Genomic DNA, 13,581 nt, shown 5'->3' on the forward strand with positions numbered 1-13,581 from the left:
CGGAACAGGGGGCCGACGGAGGAAAAGCAGTCAACTCTGGATCAGATCGAACTCCTCCCACTGCCCGATGGCCGCCCGATTCGCGATCAGCGCCGCCGCGCCCCCGTTCTCGGCCGTCACGTACTGGTTGTTGACCCGCGCCCGCAGGCTGACGCTCCCGTCGCCGTTGCGCACGAGCTGGAACTGCTCCCAGGTGCCGACCGCGTTGACCTTGGCGAGCAGCGGGGCGGCGCCCGCGTTGTCGGCCGTCACGTACTTGTTGTTGGCGTGCGCGCGCAGCGCGATCCAACCGCCGCCCTGGTCGATCTCGTCGAACTGCTCCCAGGGCCCGATGGCCGTACGGTTGGCGATCAGCGGCGCCGCGCCCGCGTTGTCCGCCGTCACGTACTGGCCGTTGGCGTGCGCGCGCAGCGAGACCACCGTGCCGCCGCCGGGCGCGGTGCCGCCGCCGTCCAGACCGATCTGCACATTGCCCAGGTGCTTGGCGGCGGTGGCGGGGGAGCCGGAGACCTGCGCGTAGGGCAGCGCCGTGGTCGGCGCGGCCACCGGCTCGACGAGGTACGACTGCCCCGAGGCGACCGGCACATTGAAGGTGCCCGCGGTGGTCGGCGCGACCACGACGGCGTTGCTCGAACCGTTCACCACCTGCACCGACTGACCCGGCCAGGGGTTGCGCACGCGCATGGTCTGCGACGACCCGGCCTGGATGGCGACCGTGACCGGGGTGCCGTTCTGGACCTGCACGTCCACCTTGGTGTTGCCCTGCACCGAGACCGTGCCCGCCGCGTCCCAGCCGGCCGGCCAGGCCGGGGCGATCCGCAGCAGCCCGTCGTAGTCCTGCACCAGCGCCTCGTTCAGCGCGGTCGCGACACCGGACGCCTGCTCGATGTACGCCTCCGTGCCGACGGTGTTGCCGAGGTCGGCCAGCCCGTTGATGTACACCTGGTGGCTCTGGGTGATCGACGTCAGCCTCGCCGCGACCTCACTGGCCAGCCCGAGCCTGGCCGCGTCGATCGCGTCCATGCTCCAGTCGTTGCCCCCGGTCACCGCCCGGTGGTTGTACGAGCGCACCGCCAGGTCCCGCAGCGACCCCGGGTCGTCGGTGACCAGGTTGTACGGCCACACCGGCTCCAGGTCGATGTTCTCGCTGTTCCTGATCTGCGCGGTCGGCTGGTACGAGTACGCGATGATGTCGTTGTTCGACGCGTCCGCCGACGGCGGCAGCACCTGCGTACGGCCGTAGTCGGTACGCGCCCACGCCGGTATCTGGCCCTGCGCGGTGGTCAGTTGCGAGATTAGCGCGGTGTCCCCGGTGTTGAGGAGCTGCGCCGCCTTGATCACCACGGGGAAGAGCGCGGCGTCCGCGGCCAGGTCGGTCGTCGGGTCCTGCACCGCCCACTGCGTCTCGTGCGCGTTGGCGACCGCGTGCAGCTTCCCGTCCGAGCCGACCTTCTGGTAGTTGAGCAGGAAGGTCGCCGACGACTTCAGCAACGGGTAGTACGTGCGCAGGAAGTTGATGTCGCCGGTGGCCAGGTACTGCTGCCAGATGAACAGGCTGATCTCGGCGCCCGAGGTGATGTTCAGGGCGTTCCAGTTGGGGCTGCCCGGCTGGCTGCACGCCGCGTTGGCGCCGTTGCCGGGGTCGCCGCCGTTGCCGTTGAACCGCATGACCTCGGGGACGCAGGCGCCCGGTGTGCCGCCCATCTGCTGCTTGGTCCACGCCTCGATGGCGGCCAGGTTGTTCTGGTAGAGGTTGAAGATCGGGATGTTCAGCGCGAAGTTGCCGCTGCTGGTGTTCGCGGAGATCTGGGTGCGCAGATTCCACAGCCAGGTCGCGGACGGCGTCCAGTTCTGGTGGTCCTGGCCGAAGTTGAACATGTCGGCGACGCCCGCCTGGCTGCCCGGCACGGTGCCGCGCATCGAGGCGGCCTCCATGTACAGGTACAAGGTGCGCAGCGTCTCCATGTACTGCGCGGTGCCGTCGGCCGAATTCGCCTCAAGGACACCGGAGTTGGCCCAGAAGCCGGACCACCAGGACTGCTGGGAGGACAGCAGCGAGGACTCGGCGGCGGTCGCGTCGGAGCCGAGCAGATTCGCGGCGGTGGTCGCCGCGTTGCCGCCGGTCCAGGTCGGGGCGCCGAGGATCACCCGGTAGGAGCCGTCGGCGTTGGGGGTGAACGCGACCTTCACCTGGGTGGAGTTGACCACCGAGGCGGTGACATTGCGACCGCCCGCGGAGAGCGCGGCCAGCGAGCCGAAGGTACGGCCCGAGGAGCCCGCCTCCTGGTTGTCCACCCAGGTCTCGGCCAGCGTGCCGACGGTGCCCGAGACGGCGGCCTGCGGACCGCGGCCCGACCACAGGCTCAGCGTCGCGGTCTGCTGGGCGCCCGGATCGGCGCCGGTGACGTCCACGATCAGTTCGTCCTTGGTCGCCGACACCCAGGACTTGAGGGTCATGCCGCCGCCGGACTCGGTGAGCACACCGGTGTAGACGTCCAGCGAGCCCTTGAAGTCGCTCGCGTTCGTCAGCGCGGACAGGCCCGGAATCTGCACCTGGCCCGGGGACTTGCGGCCCGGCAGGGTGTCGGCGCGGTTGAGCTGCGCGGTGAAGCCGCCCGCGGCCCAGGCGGCGGCGCCCAGCGAGCCGTTGCCCAGCGGCAGCGACTGCGCGGCGGCGGTGTTCGGCGAGCCGAGCACGATGTTCGAGCGCCGGATCACATTGGGGGTGTCGACATGGAAGCCGCCGTTCTGCCAGGCCGTGGTCGCGGTCGCCGCCGCGGCCGGCGGGGCGGCGGCGGGGACGAGCAGGCCCGCGGTGAGCAGGCCCGCCGCCAGAAGTGCGGTGGTGACGAGCGCGGGTGGTCGGATCATTCGCCGACGTCCGAGTTTTCCTTGCGGTGAGTACACGGGCCCCTCCCGAGGCAACGGGACGACAACACAGGCGCAACACCCAAGAGACACATGGGATGAGTGCGCCACAGAGTGGAGGCCGTGACCGCGTAGTGTCAAGGATTTTCACAACGCCGACTCGGCTATACATCGGACCTCTTCAGGGAGTGGAGGTCAGAGTGCCTGCCCGGGTTGAGAATCCGCGACGGCGGCGGCGCGATCCGCAGACCTCCGATGTGACGTCGGCTGCGCGCATCCGGGACACATCAGGGGATCACGCGCGCAGGACTGGAACCTGTGGGGCTGGGAATGCCTATCGGCAAGAAAGTTCGACCGGGGAATCGCGGCGGCGACCGGAGCGGGGCCATGGAAGAGCCCGAAGCAGGGGAACTGGGGGATCAGACGGACATCACGGGGCAGATACTGCGGCATACGGTGCGGCACGCCGACCTCCCGGCCGTGGCCGAGGTGCGTCGCCTGCTGCGCGAGCATCTGCGGGACTGGGGAGTGCCCGTGCTCTGCGACACGGCGGAGCTGCTCGCCACCGAGCTGGTCACCAACGCACTGCAGCACACCACCGACGGGGCGGTGCTCACCGCCACACTCGTCCCCGGGCGGACGGCCGGGGAGCGGCTGCGCGTCGAGGTCTACGACGACCTCGCCCGGCACCCGAGGCTCCCGGCCCAGGCGACCGCCCCCGAGGACCACGGCACTTCGGGCCGCGGGCTGCTCCTCGTGCAGTCCCTGGCCGACGCCTGGGGCGCGCACTCACGCGGCAAGGGCAAGGTCGTCTGGTTCGAACTCGACGCCCGCCGCGTGTGACAGCGCCCACGGGGCGGGGGCCCGGGTATCTCTCCCGTGCCCCACCACCCGTGGGCGGCAGTCGACAACCGGCTTTCGGCTCAGCCGAATTGGCGTTCCATTTCCTCCAGCTTGCGTTCCAGGGAGTCCAGCCGGGGGAGGGTCATCGTGTCGTCCTCCGCCGTCAGGTCGATGGTGAAGGGGGCCGCGGCGTCCTCGCGTACCGGCTGGAGCGCCGGACGGGCGCGGACGGGGAGTTCGGCCGCGTGGGCCTCTATGGCAGGCTCCGATGCGGCCTGGCCGCTGCCGCCCGCGGCACTGGCCGCCGGAGGCAGTTCGACCTGACGGCCGCCCCGGCCGCCACCGCGCGGCCAGTTCCTGTGCTGCCGGTTGAGCGCCTTGACGCGCGCCCGCTCCAGCCGGTCGTGGTCGCGGCGGCGCATCACGTTCTGCTCGCGCTCCCGCTTGTCCTCCCGGACCTCCTCGACCGCCTCGTCCAGCGTGCGTACGCCTTCGAGGAGCATCAGGGACCAGGCCGCGTACGTCTCACGCGGTGCCCGCATCCACCGCACCATGCGGATCTGCGGCAGCGGACGCGGTACGAGCCCCTGCTCGCGCAGCGCCGCCCGGCGGGTCTGCTTCAGCGCGCGGTCGAAGAGGACCGCGGCCGAGAGCGACATCCCGGCGAAGAACTGCGGAGCACCGGCGTGGTCGATACCGCGCGGCGCGTGCACCCAGTTGAACCAGGCGGCGGCGCCGGCGAACAGCCACACCAGCATGCGCGAGCCGAGAGCAGCGTCACCGTGGCTGGCCTCACGGACGGCCAGCACGGAGCAGAACATCGCCGCGCCGTCCAGGCCGAACGGGACCAGGTACTCCCAGCCGCCGGTCAGGTTGAGGTTCTCCCGGCCGAAGCCGACCAGGCCGTGGAAGGAGAGGGCCGCGGCGACGGCGGCGCAGCAGAAGAGCAGCACGTACGAGGCGCTGCCGTATATCGCCTCCTTGCGGCGACGGCGCTCCTCACTGCGCTCCCACGAATCCACCTGGGCGCCGTCGGCGCTGCTCGAACTCGCCTTGCGGTTGCGGAAGACGAGCACGCAGGCCACGAGGACGACCAGGCCGATGGCCCCCGAGAGCGCCCAGTCCAGCGATATGTCCGTAAGTCTCATGTGCGATTCCTAGTGTCGCTTCCGTCGCGCTCGGGCCGCGGGACGGCTTACGAGCGACATCTTTGCGAAGAGCGCGGATGACTGGAGAGGTTATGGCCCAAGAGCACGCCTTCGGATGGATTGCTCGAACTTCCGTGCCACAACAACTCAGTTGAGCGAGATCGTAGCGTGATCGTCAGGCCGCCGAGACCAGCCGCCTGATCCGGTCCGCGTCGCAGGTCCGCGGGCAGGTGGTGCAGGCATCGGCCGGACTGATCGTATAGAACCGGCAGCAGGTGAGCCGGTCCCGGGTCCGGCTCACGGGCGGTGACGGTACGTCAGTACCGGTCGGGACCGTCAGTTCGCGGAATGCGGCGCCTCCCGCATACGGCGTAGTGCCACCGGGCAGCAGCGCGGCCAGCTCCGCCGCGGCCCGCTCCTCCTCGCCCAGCAACGTCCCCACGCGCCAGAGCCCTTCGGTGATCTCGTCGGTCGCCATGCCCCACAGCGCACGCGGTCCGCGCCGCAGCCGCGGCCCGAATCCCTCCAGCAGCGGCGCGAGATGCTCGGCCAGCGCGGCCCGCAGTTCGTCGCGCAGTGCCGCCTCGTCGGGCACGACGCGGGCGTGGGGGAGCGCCGCGGCCGGGTCGTCCGGCAGGCAGGCGAAGGAGCGCGGCCGTACGGTCATCCGGCCCGCGGCGCGGTGGAAGGACACGTCGGTGACCGCCAGCCGCGGCACCCGGCGGCTGAGGAACCACGGCACGGTGAAGAGCAGGCACGCGGGCCACGCGTAGCGGTGCAGTGCCAGCGCCGCCGCCACGTCGGGCCGCGGGCGGCGGCCGTGGTCGGCCGTGACCTGGGCGGCGACGGTGTCCGTGAGGGCGTCCGCCGCCGCGCCGCCGTCCGCCAGTTCGCGCGCCCCGACCCAGCCGGGGCCGTGCGGCAGCGGCTGGGTCACGTCGGTCGCCTCGGTCACGACGAGGCCGGGGAAGGCCTCGGCGAGCCGGTCGTACGCCATGGTCAGTGGCGAGCCGGTCGGTGCGGCGGGCGGCAGGATTCTGGACACGGGCATGCGGCTCACCATCGGGTGTTTCGAGCGACACGAGATCGTTACGAGGTAAGGCTTACCTTACTCATGGAGAAGGGTTCTTGAGCAAGCCGGGGTGTTTGCCACTACGGCATTCGGGGGAAAGGCGTGCCCGCACGCCCCCCTCCGGCTGCCCCGCGCCCCCCTCCGGACCGCCCTGGCCGCTGCCCGCCCCGGCCGCCGCCCGCGCCGGGCGTGTCGCGTCGGTCCGCTACCGCTGCGCCTCCAGGTCGCGGAGCCAGCGGAGCTGGGTGGCGCGGTGTTCGGCGGAGCCGCCCTCGTGGCCGTTCCAGGGGTAGACGCTGATGTCCTTCGTGCTGCCCGACCAGTGGTTGTACGAGGCGAAGACCGTCGACGGCGGGCAGACCTGGTCCATGAGGGCCACCGAGTACAGCGCGGGAGCCGTCGCGCGGGCGGCGAAGTTGAGGCCGTCGAAGTACGAGAGGGTCGTGAACACGTCGTCGTCCGTGCCGCGTTGGGTCGCCAGGAACAGCACGATCTCCTGGTACGGGTCCCGGTCGGTGAGGGTCAGCGCGCGCCGGAAGTGCGACAGGAAGGGCACGTCGATCAGCGCCGCGGCGACCCCCGGGTGCAGTCCGGCGGCGGCGGTCGCGATGCCGCCGCCCTGGCTGCCGCCGGCCACGTACACCCGCGCGGCGTCGACGGCGGGATGGGCCGCCGCCACGTCCACCGCGCGGACGGCGTCGGTGAAGACCCGGCGGTAGTAGTACGCCTCGGGGTCCAGGATGCCGCGGGTCATGAAGCCGGGGGCTTGCGGGTTGCCGCCGCCGTGCGGGTCCGGCGTCGAGCCCGCGCTGTTGCGGCCCACCGCGCCCTGGCCGCGGGTGTCCACCACCAGCACGGCCCGGCCGGTGGCGGCCCACACCAGATGGTCGTGCGGCAGGCCGCGCCCGCCGCCGTACCCGATGTACTGCACCACGCACGGCACCGGGCCCTCCGCGCCGCGCGGCACGACCAGCCAGGCGGATATCGGGTGGCCGCCCCAGCCGGAGAAGGTCGTGTCGAAGACGTCGACGGCCGTCAACGCGGCGTCGACGGGCAGGAATTCGGCGTCGGGAGCCGACCGCGCCGCCTCGTCGAGCGTGCGCTTCCAGAAGGCGTCGAAGTCGTCGGGCTCGTGGCGCTCCGGCCGGTACGAGCGCAGTTCTTCGAGGGGCAGATCGAACAGGGCCATGCGGACTCCATGGGCGAGAGCGAACCGAGAGTAAACAAGGTCGCACAAGAATAAACGAGACCGCACGCCCGGTCGGCTCCGCCAGCCCGGTCCGTTCTCTCGGACTGGTCCAATGCTGTTGGGGGATAAGGCCGTTGGACCAGTCCACTCGTGGTTCCGGAAGCTGACGTCGGACCTGTCCGACGTCACTGCGTCGCACGGAATCCGGTGCGGGGAATTCCCGTCGGCGGGCGGTGACCGGCGCGCGTACGGCGCTCCGCACGATACCCCGCGGGGGTAATGCGCGGGCGGCCGGGGACACCACCGGCGCGGGTTACGCTTACCGCACTGCGCCACCCGAGTGGCGTCACCAGGCACTGGTCACCGGTCACGGCCAGGACGGCCGGTCACGCTCACGGAGTACGGAGAGGGACGCCGCGTGGAACGAGCCGCACCCGGGGGCGCCGAGCAGGTACGCGGCGACCACCCGCACGCCGGGCAGCCGGAGCTGCCCGCGCCGCGGCGCATGCCCGAGCGGCTGTCCGTACGCGACCAGGTGCTCGGAGCGCTGCGGCACGCGCTCGTCAGCGGTGAGCTGCCGCCCGGCACCGTGCACTCCGCGCCCGCCCTCGCCGGCCGCTACGGCGTCTCCGCCACGCCCATCCGCGAGGCCATGCAACTGCTGGCCCGCGAGGGCGCCGTCGAGGTGCTGCCCAACCGCGGCTTCCGGATCACCGAGCGCAGCGCCCGCGACCTGGCGGAGCTGGCCGAGATCCGCGCCCTGCTCGAGGTGCCCGTCGTCCTCGGCCTCGCCCGCAGCGTCACCGCCGACCAGTGGGAGGCGCTGCGCCCGCTGGCCGAGGCGACCGTGACCGCCGCCGCCCTCGGCGACCGGGCCGCCTACGCCGAGTCCGACCGCGCCTTCCACCGCGCGATGCTGGGCCTGTCGGGCAACCTCCAGCTCGTCTCCGTCGCCGACGAGCTGCACCGCCGCGCCCAGTGGCCGCTGGCCGTCCCGCGCCCGCCGCACGCCGCCCGCCCGGCCCCGGCGGAGCTGCTCGCCGACGCCACCGAGCACGCCGTACTGCTCGACGCTCTCGTCGCGGGGGACACCGACACCGTCGAGGCGCTGGTCAGGGAGCACTTCTCGGGCGCCGCCCGCGGCTGAGCCGGTCGAGACGGCCGAAGACGCCCGCGTATGCCGGTGAGCGGGTCGGCCATGGTCCGGGGAGGGCCGCTGACGTTGGCTTGACCCATGACGACGACAGACGCACGACACGAGACGGTGCTGGTCCTCGGCGGCAACGGGAAGACCGGCCGCCGCGTCGCCGCCGGGCTGCGCGAGCACGGGTTGCGGGTACGGATCGGCTCGCGGGCGGGCGAGCCGCCGTTCCTCTGGGAGGACCGGGGGACCTGGCCGAAGGTGCTCGACGGCGTCCGCGCCGCCTACATCGCCTACTCCCCGGACCTGGCCGCGCCCGAGGGCGCCGACGACGTGGGCGCCTTCGCCGCGCTCGCCGTGGAGCTGGGCGTACGGCGGCTGGTCCTGCTCTCCGGCCGCGGCGAGCCGGGCGCGCTCCGCGGCGAGCGGGCCGTCCAGGACAGCGGCGCCGACTGGACGATCGTACGGTCGAGCTGGTTCGCCCAGAACTTCAGCGAGGACTATCTGCTGGAGCCGGTGCTCGCCGGGGAGATCGCGCTGCCCGCGGGTGAGGTCGGCGAGCCCTTCGTCGACGCCGAGGACGTCGCGGACGTCGCCGTGGCCGCGCTGACCGCGCCGGGGCACGAGGGGAAGGTGTACGAGGTCACCGGGCCCCGCCTGCTCACCTTCGGCGAGGCCACCGCCGAGATCGCCCGCGCCACGGGGCGCGACATCCGGTACACGCACCTGCCGGCCGCCGAGTACGCCGCCCTGCTCGGCTCCCACGGGCTTCCCGCCGAGCTGGTCTCGCTCCTCACCGACCTGTTCACCGAAGTCCTCGACGGCCGCAACGCCCACACCGCGGACGGCGTCCGGCAAGCCCTGGGGCGTCCGCCGCGCGACTTCACCGAATACGCCCTGCGGGCCGCTTCCGAAGGCGCCTGGACCCGGGGCTGACCCCGCGCCGCCCCGGGGAACGCAACCGCGCGGGCCGCCGCCACCGGCCGGTGCCCGGAGACGACCGAACCGCCCCGCCGGGGCCGGTGGCGGGGGCCTGCCCTAGGCCGCCGTGAAGGCCGGGGCGAGCCAGGTGGGGACGCCGTCCAGGAGGGCGTAGAGGCGGGCGGCCTCAAGGCGGAGCCGGGCGGCCTCGGGCTCGTCCTCGACATCGGCCAGGGCGAGCAGCGCCGGGGCGGTGCCGACGAGGTGCCCGAGGGAGACGCGGATGCGGAGGGACTCCGCGAAGCCGTGCCGGGCCTCGGCGATCTCGCCGTCGGCGGCGGCGAGCCCGGCGAGGTGGCGCCAGGTGAAGGAGGTCAGGAACACGTCGCCGTGGGCGACGGCGCCGGCGTGGGCGCGGCGGTAGGCGGCGCGGGCGGCAGCCGGATTGGCGGCGATGTTCTCGGCGACCAGGCCGCGCCGGAAGTCCAGCAGCGGCCTGCCGGGAGAGGCGGGGGACAGCAGCGCGGCGGCGCGGCCGAACGCGGAGCTGGCCTCGTCGGCGCGGTCGCGTACGGAGAACAGCGTCGCGCCGTACGCGAGGTACCCCCGTTCGGAGGCGGCGGCGCCGCGCTCCTCGTCGGTGCCCGCCAGCGCTTCGGCGGCGCGCAGCGCGTCCTCCGCCTCGGACCAGCCGTCGAGGTGGTAGAAACACCCCTCGACCAGCAGTTCCGCCCTCCGTAGCGCGGCTCCGGCGTGGTCGGCGCAGAACGGCGCGAGCAGTGTCGCCGCCTCCGCCCAGCAGCCGCGAGCCCGCAGCCGCCATACGTCCGGTTCCCCGACCACCGATTCCGACAGGGCGGTTTCCGCCACAGTCTCTCCCCCAAGCGCGTCGTCGAGCGAGTGCGAGTTCCTGCTTACGTGCAGTGGCCGAAGTCCAACATGGCGCGGGGGTCCACGCCAAGGGGTTGGAGATCACCTTTTGTGAACGGGATCACTAATGCCTGTTCGGCAGGTCGGACGGTCCAACAGGTGAACGTGTGAAGGAGATTCGACGGCGGCTTCGGCGGGCGCGCCGCCCGTACCGCCGTGCCGTCAGCTCATCCGCAGCGCGAGGAAGAAGTCCAACTTGTCCTCGAGGCGCGACAGATCACGCCCCGTCAGCTGTTCGATCCGCCCGATCCGGTACCGCAGCGTGTTCACGTGCAGGTGCAGCCGGGTGGCGCAGCGCGTCCAGGAGCCGTCGCACTCCAGGAACGCCTCAAGGGTCGGGATGAGGTCGGCGCGGTGCCTGCGGTCGTACGCGCGCAGCGGGTCGAGCAGCCGGGCGGTGAAGGCGCGGCGCACGTCGTCGGGGACGAAGGGCAGCAGCAGGACGTGGGAGGCCAGCTCCTCGTGCCCGGCCACGCAGACCCGGCCGGGGCGGGCCGCGGCCACCCGGCGCGCGTGCCTGGCCTCCTCCAGGGCGCCGCGCAGCCCCTCGGCGGACTGCACGGCGGCGCTGACGCCGATGGTCAGCCGTCCGTCGTCGGCGAGCCCGCGGCCGAGCGGGCCGCGCAGCACGTCGAGCAACCGGTCGGCGTGCAGGGTCGCGGGGGAGTCCTCGCCGCCCTCCTGGGCGCCGGGGACCGGCGGCGGCAGCGGTACCAGCGCCATCGCCTTGTCGTCCAGGTGCGCCACCGCGATCCGGTCCGTCGCCTCGGCCCCGGCCGCCGCCGGGTCGACCAGCACTTCCTCCAGCAGGTCCCGCGCCACCGGTCCCGGCGCCAGGTCGCCGCCCGCCCAGTCGACCCGGGCGACCACGATCTGCCACTGCGGCGCGCCGCCCGCGCCCGGCACCAGGACGGGCGCCGCGGCCCGCAGCCGGGCGCCGATCTCGGCGGGCGGCGCCCCGCCGCGCACCAGCTCGAAGACCTCCGCGGCCAGCCGCCGCCGTACCGTACGGGCCGCGTCCCGCCGCTCCCGCTCCACCGCGATGAGCTGCGTGACGCCGTGCAGCAGGTCCAGGCGCTCCGCGGGCCACTCTCCGGCGTCCGCCTCGACGGCGAGGAACCAGTCGGACAGTACGGTCGCCCGTACGTCCTCAGCCCCCGCGCGGACCGGGAAGAGCGAGTAGATCCGGCCGCCCTGGACCGCGACGCGGTGCGGCGCGGGCCGGGCGGTGCGGGCGGCGGCCTGCTGGGCGCCGGCCAGCTCGGCGCGGACCGAGGCGGCCAGCGACTGGCCCGAGCCGCCGATCTCCCGGCCGACCGCGGACAGCACCCAGGCGCGCAGGTCCAGGTCGCTGCCGAGCAGGTCGAGCACGGCGTCGGGGCCGCCGCCCGCGGGCCCCGACGACATCAGCCGCCGGTGCCGGTCCACGACCGCCGCGAGATCACCCGCCCGGCCGCCGGAGACCTGCCGGACCACGTACTCGGTGACGGTCGCGAAGGCCACCGTCTCGTCCACCGCGAACAGCGGCAGCCGGTGCCGGGCGCAGGCAGCCACCAGATCCTGCGGGATCGTGCTCAGCCCCGCCTCGCCCGCCGCGAGCGCCGCCACCCCGGCGCCGGCCAGCAGCCGGACGAAGGGCTCGCAGTCGCCGGGGCCGCGCCGCCAGGCCAGACCGGTGAGGACCAGTTCGCCGCCGGTCAGATAGCGGCTGGGGTCGCGCAGGTCCGTGGTCATCACCCCGCGGACCGTACGGTCCAGCTCGTCCTCGCCGCCGAGCAGCCGCAGGCCGAGGGCCTCGGTGTCCAGCAGTGCGCGCAGCCGCATAGTCGTCGCCTTGTCCTCTGCCGGGTCGTGGTCGCGGTCCCGGCCGTCGTCGCGGGAGCCCGGGTCGCAGTGTCGAACACCGGTGTTGCGGGTGGGCTGCCGCGAGGTTTCGGAGCGGACCCTTTCGGAGGAATCTACAAGACCCACCCCTTGGCCAGCCAACCGCTTCATGTTTTCGGTGACTGCACCCGGACGGCCCCACAGCCGTGTACTGGGGCCACCCCGCGTGTACAGGACATGAACAGCCCACTCGGATTCGAGAAGAGAACCCCATGGAATTCCTGCGCCCCGCCAGCTGGGAGGAAGCGCTCGCCGCCAAGGCCGAGCATCCCTCCGCTGTGCCCATCGCGGGTGGCACGGACGTGATGGTCGAGATCAACTTCGACCACCGCAGGCCCGAGTTTCTCCTGGACCTGAACCGCATCGGTGAGCTCCAGGAGTGGGAGGCGGCCGAGGACACCGTCCGGCTCGGCGCCTCCGTCCCGTACACCCGGATCATGGAGAACCTCAGAGCCGAGCTGCCCGGCCTCGCGCTGGCCAGCCACACCGTCGCCTCCCCGCAGATCCGCAACCGCGGCGGTGTCGGCGGCAACCTCGGCACCGCCTCCCCGGCGGGTGACGCCCACCCGGCGCTGCTCGCGGGCGGCGGCGAGGTCGAGGCGCAGTCCGTACGCGGCACCCGGCTGATCCCCATCGACGACTTCTACCGGGGGGTGAAGCGCAACGCGCTGGAGCCCGACGAGCTGATCCGCGCCGTGCGGCTGAAGAAGGCGACCGGGCCGCAGCAGTTCTCCAAGGTCGGCACCCGCAACGCGATGGTCATCGCGGTCTGCGCCTTCGGCCTGGCCCTGCACCCCGAGATCCGCGAGGTCCGCACCGGCATCGGCTCGGCCGCGCCCACCCCGATCCGGGCGCGGACGGCCGAGGAGTTCCTGGCCGCCGCGCTGGACGAGGCCGGGCTGTGGGAGAGCCGCGGGGTGATCCCGCCCGCCGTCGCCCGGCAGTTCGCGGAGCTGGTCTCCGGGGCCGCCAACCCGATCGACGACGTCCGCGGCACCGCGTCCTACCGGCGGCACGCGCTGGCCGTCATGGCCCGCCGCACGCTCGGCTGGTCCTGGGAGCAGTACCGCGGCAACGAGCCCCACGAGCTGGACGACAGGAGCAAGCCATGCGCGTGACCTTCACCGTCAACGGCAGTCCGCAGGAAGCCGACGACGTATGGGAGGGCGAGAGCCTGCTGTACGTGCTGCGCGAGCGGATGGGCCTGCCCGGTTCCAAGAACGCCTGCGAGCAGGGCGAATGCGGCTCCTGCACGGTCCGCCTGGACGGCGTGCCGGTGTGTTCGTGTCTGGTCGCCGCGGGCCAGGCGCAGGACCGCGAGGTCGTCACCGTCGAGGGCCTGGCCGGTGAGGGCGGTGAACTCTCCACCGTCCAGCAGGCGTTCGTGGACGCGGGCGCCGTCCAGTGCGGCTTCTGCACCCCCGGACTGCTGGTCGCCGCCGACGAGTTGCTCGAACGCGTCCCCGAGCCGTCCGACGGCGACATCCGCGAGGCGCTGTCCGGCAACCTGTGCCGCTGCACCGGCTACGAGAAGATCCTCGACGCCGTACGGCTGGCCGCCGCCCGTACCGAAGGAGCGGTGTGA

Annotated in this window: 11 protein-coding genes; 5 read left to right on the forward strand and 6 right to left on the reverse strand. The window is 73.0% G+C overall.

Annotated elements, in window-relative coordinates:
* Positions 1 to 30: 30 nt before the first annotated feature.
* A complete protein-coding gene (locus ACFY9V_RS28755; RefSeq protein ID WP_391163574.1) occupies positions 31 to 2,871 on the reverse strand; it encodes a hypothetical protein in 2,841 nt (946 codons plus the stop codon).
* A gap of 384 nt (positions 2,872 to 3,255) precedes the next feature.
* Between ACFY9V_RS28755 and ACFY9V_RS28760 the strand changes: the two genes are divergently transcribed.
* The gene (locus ACFY9V_RS28760; protein ID WP_391163575.1) at positions 3,256 to 3,711 is read left to right on the forward strand and encodes an ATP-binding protein; all 456 of its coding nucleotides are present in this window, start codon (positions 3,256 to 3,258) and stop codon (positions 3,709 to 3,711) included.
* A gap of 80 nt (positions 3,712 to 3,791) precedes the next feature.
* Here the strand turns inward: ACFY9V_RS28760 and ACFY9V_RS28765 are convergent, their stop codons facing one another.
* The 3 genes from ACFY9V_RS28765 to ACFY9V_RS28775 all read right to left on the reverse strand — a co-directional run bounded on the left by ACFY9V_RS28765 (position 3,792) and on the right by ACFY9V_RS28775 (position 7,120).
* A complete protein-coding gene (locus tag ACFY9V_RS28765) occupies positions 3,792 to 4,859 on the reverse strand; it encodes a DUF2637 domain-containing protein (RefSeq protein ID WP_355338847.1) in 1,068 nt (355 codons plus the stop codon).
* A gap of 175 nt (positions 4,860 to 5,034) precedes the next feature.
* The gene (locus ACFY9V_RS28770; protein ID WP_391163576.1) at positions 5,035 to 5,910 is read right to left on the reverse strand and encodes a (2Fe-2S)-binding protein; all 876 of its coding nucleotides are present in this window, start codon (positions 5,908 to 5,910) and stop codon (positions 5,035 to 5,037) included.
* A gap of 226 nt (positions 5,911 to 6,136) precedes the next feature.
* Positions 6,137 to 7,120 carry an acetylxylan esterase gene (locus ACFY9V_RS28775; protein ID WP_391163577.1) on the reverse strand — a complete coding sequence of 328 codons (984 nt, stop codon included), beginning with the start codon at positions 7,118 to 7,120 and terminating at the stop codon, positions 6,137 to 6,139.
* A gap of 418 nt (positions 7,121 to 7,538) precedes the next feature.
* Between ACFY9V_RS28775 and ACFY9V_RS28780 the strand changes: the two genes are divergently transcribed.
* The gene (locus tag ACFY9V_RS28780) at positions 7,539 to 8,267 is read left to right on the forward strand and encodes a GntR family transcriptional regulator (RefSeq protein ID WP_355338857.1); all 729 of its coding nucleotides are present in this window, start codon (positions 7,539 to 7,541) and stop codon (positions 8,265 to 8,267) included.
* An 87-nt stretch (positions 8,268 to 8,354) separates the two neighbouring features.
* Positions 8,355 to 9,197, forward strand: a complete 843-nt coding sequence (locus tag ACFY9V_RS28785; protein ID WP_355338860.1) for an NmrA family transcriptional regulator — start codon at positions 8,355 to 8,357, stop codon at positions 9,195 to 9,197.
* A 102-nt stretch (positions 9,198 to 9,299) separates the two neighbouring features.
* Here the strand turns inward: ACFY9V_RS28785 and ACFY9V_RS28790 are convergent, their stop codons facing one another.
* Positions 9,300 to 10,052, reverse strand: a complete 753-nt coding sequence (locus ACFY9V_RS28790) for a hypothetical protein (RefSeq protein WP_391049409.1) — start codon at positions 10,050 to 10,052, stop codon at positions 9,300 to 9,302.
* A gap of 222 nt (positions 10,053 to 10,274) precedes the next feature.
* Positions 10,275 to 11,936 (reverse strand): PucR family transcriptional regulator ligand-binding domain-containing protein, encoded by a 1,662-nt coding sequence (locus ACFY9V_RS28795; RefSeq protein WP_391163579.1) that lies wholly within the window; start codon positions 11,934 to 11,936, stop codon positions 10,275 to 10,277.
* Positions 11,937 to 12,208: 272 nt separating this feature from the next.
* Here ACFY9V_RS28795 and ACFY9V_RS28800 point away from each other — a divergent pair, with 272 nt between their 5' ends.
* Both ACFY9V_RS28800 and ACFY9V_RS28805 read left to right on the forward strand, forming a co-directional pair.
* Positions 12,209 to 13,114, forward strand: a complete 906-nt coding sequence (locus ACFY9V_RS28800; protein WP_355338869.1) for a xanthine dehydrogenase family protein subunit M — start codon at positions 12,209 to 12,211, stop codon at positions 13,112 to 13,114.
* The gene (locus tag ACFY9V_RS28805; RefSeq protein ID WP_355338872.1) at positions 13,105 to 13,581 is read left to right on the forward strand and encodes a (2Fe-2S)-binding protein; all 477 of its coding nucleotides are present in this window, start codon (positions 13,105 to 13,107) and stop codon (positions 13,579 to 13,581) included. Before ACFY9V_RS28800 ends, ACFY9V_RS28805 begins: the two co-directional genes overlap by 10 nt.

Source organism: Streptomyces sp. NPDC008317, from assembly GCF_042955955.1.
GTDB lineage: Bacteria > Actinomycetota > Actinomycetes > Streptomycetales > Streptomycetaceae > Actinacidiphila.

What these genes read in the sequence shown, in the direction of transcription:
- ACFY9V_RS28765 (WP_355338847.1), bottom strand. Translation starts at nt 4,859, where the DNA reads ATGAGACTTACGGACATATCGCTGGACTGGGCGCTCTCGGGGGCCATC.
- ACFY9V_RS28785 (WP_355338860.1), top strand. Translation starts at nt 8,355, where the DNA reads ATGACGACGACAGACGCACGACACGAGACGGTGCTGGTCCTCGGCGGC.
- ACFY9V_RS28805 (WP_355338872.1), top strand. Translation starts at nt 13,105, where the DNA reads ATGCGCGTGACCTTCACCGTCAACGGCAGTCCGCAGGAAGCCGACGAC.
- ACFY9V_RS28795 (WP_391163579.1), bottom strand. Translation starts at nt 11,936, where the DNA reads ATGCGGCTGCGCGCACTGCTGGACACCGAGGCCCTCGGCCTGCGGCTG.
- ACFY9V_RS28775 (WP_391163577.1), bottom strand. Translation starts at nt 7,120, where the DNA reads ATGGCCCTGTTCGATCTGCCCCTCGAAGAACTGCGCTCGTACCGGCCG.
- ACFY9V_RS28755 (WP_391163574.1), bottom strand. Translation starts at nt 2,871, where the DNA reads ATGATCCGACCACCCGCGCTCGTCACCACCGCACTTCTGGCGGCGGGC.
- ACFY9V_RS28800 (WP_355338869.1), top strand. Translation starts at nt 12,209, where the DNA reads ATGGAATTCCTGCGCCCCGCCAGCTGGGAGGAAGCGCTCGCCGCCAAG.
- ACFY9V_RS28760 (WP_391163575.1), top strand. Translation starts at nt 3,256, where the DNA reads ATGGAAGAGCCCGAAGCAGGGGAACTGGGGGATCAGACGGACATCACG.
- ACFY9V_RS28770 (WP_391163576.1), bottom strand. Translation starts at nt 5,910, where the DNA reads ATGCCCGTGTCCAGAATCCTGCCGCCCGCCGCACCGACCGGCTCGCCA.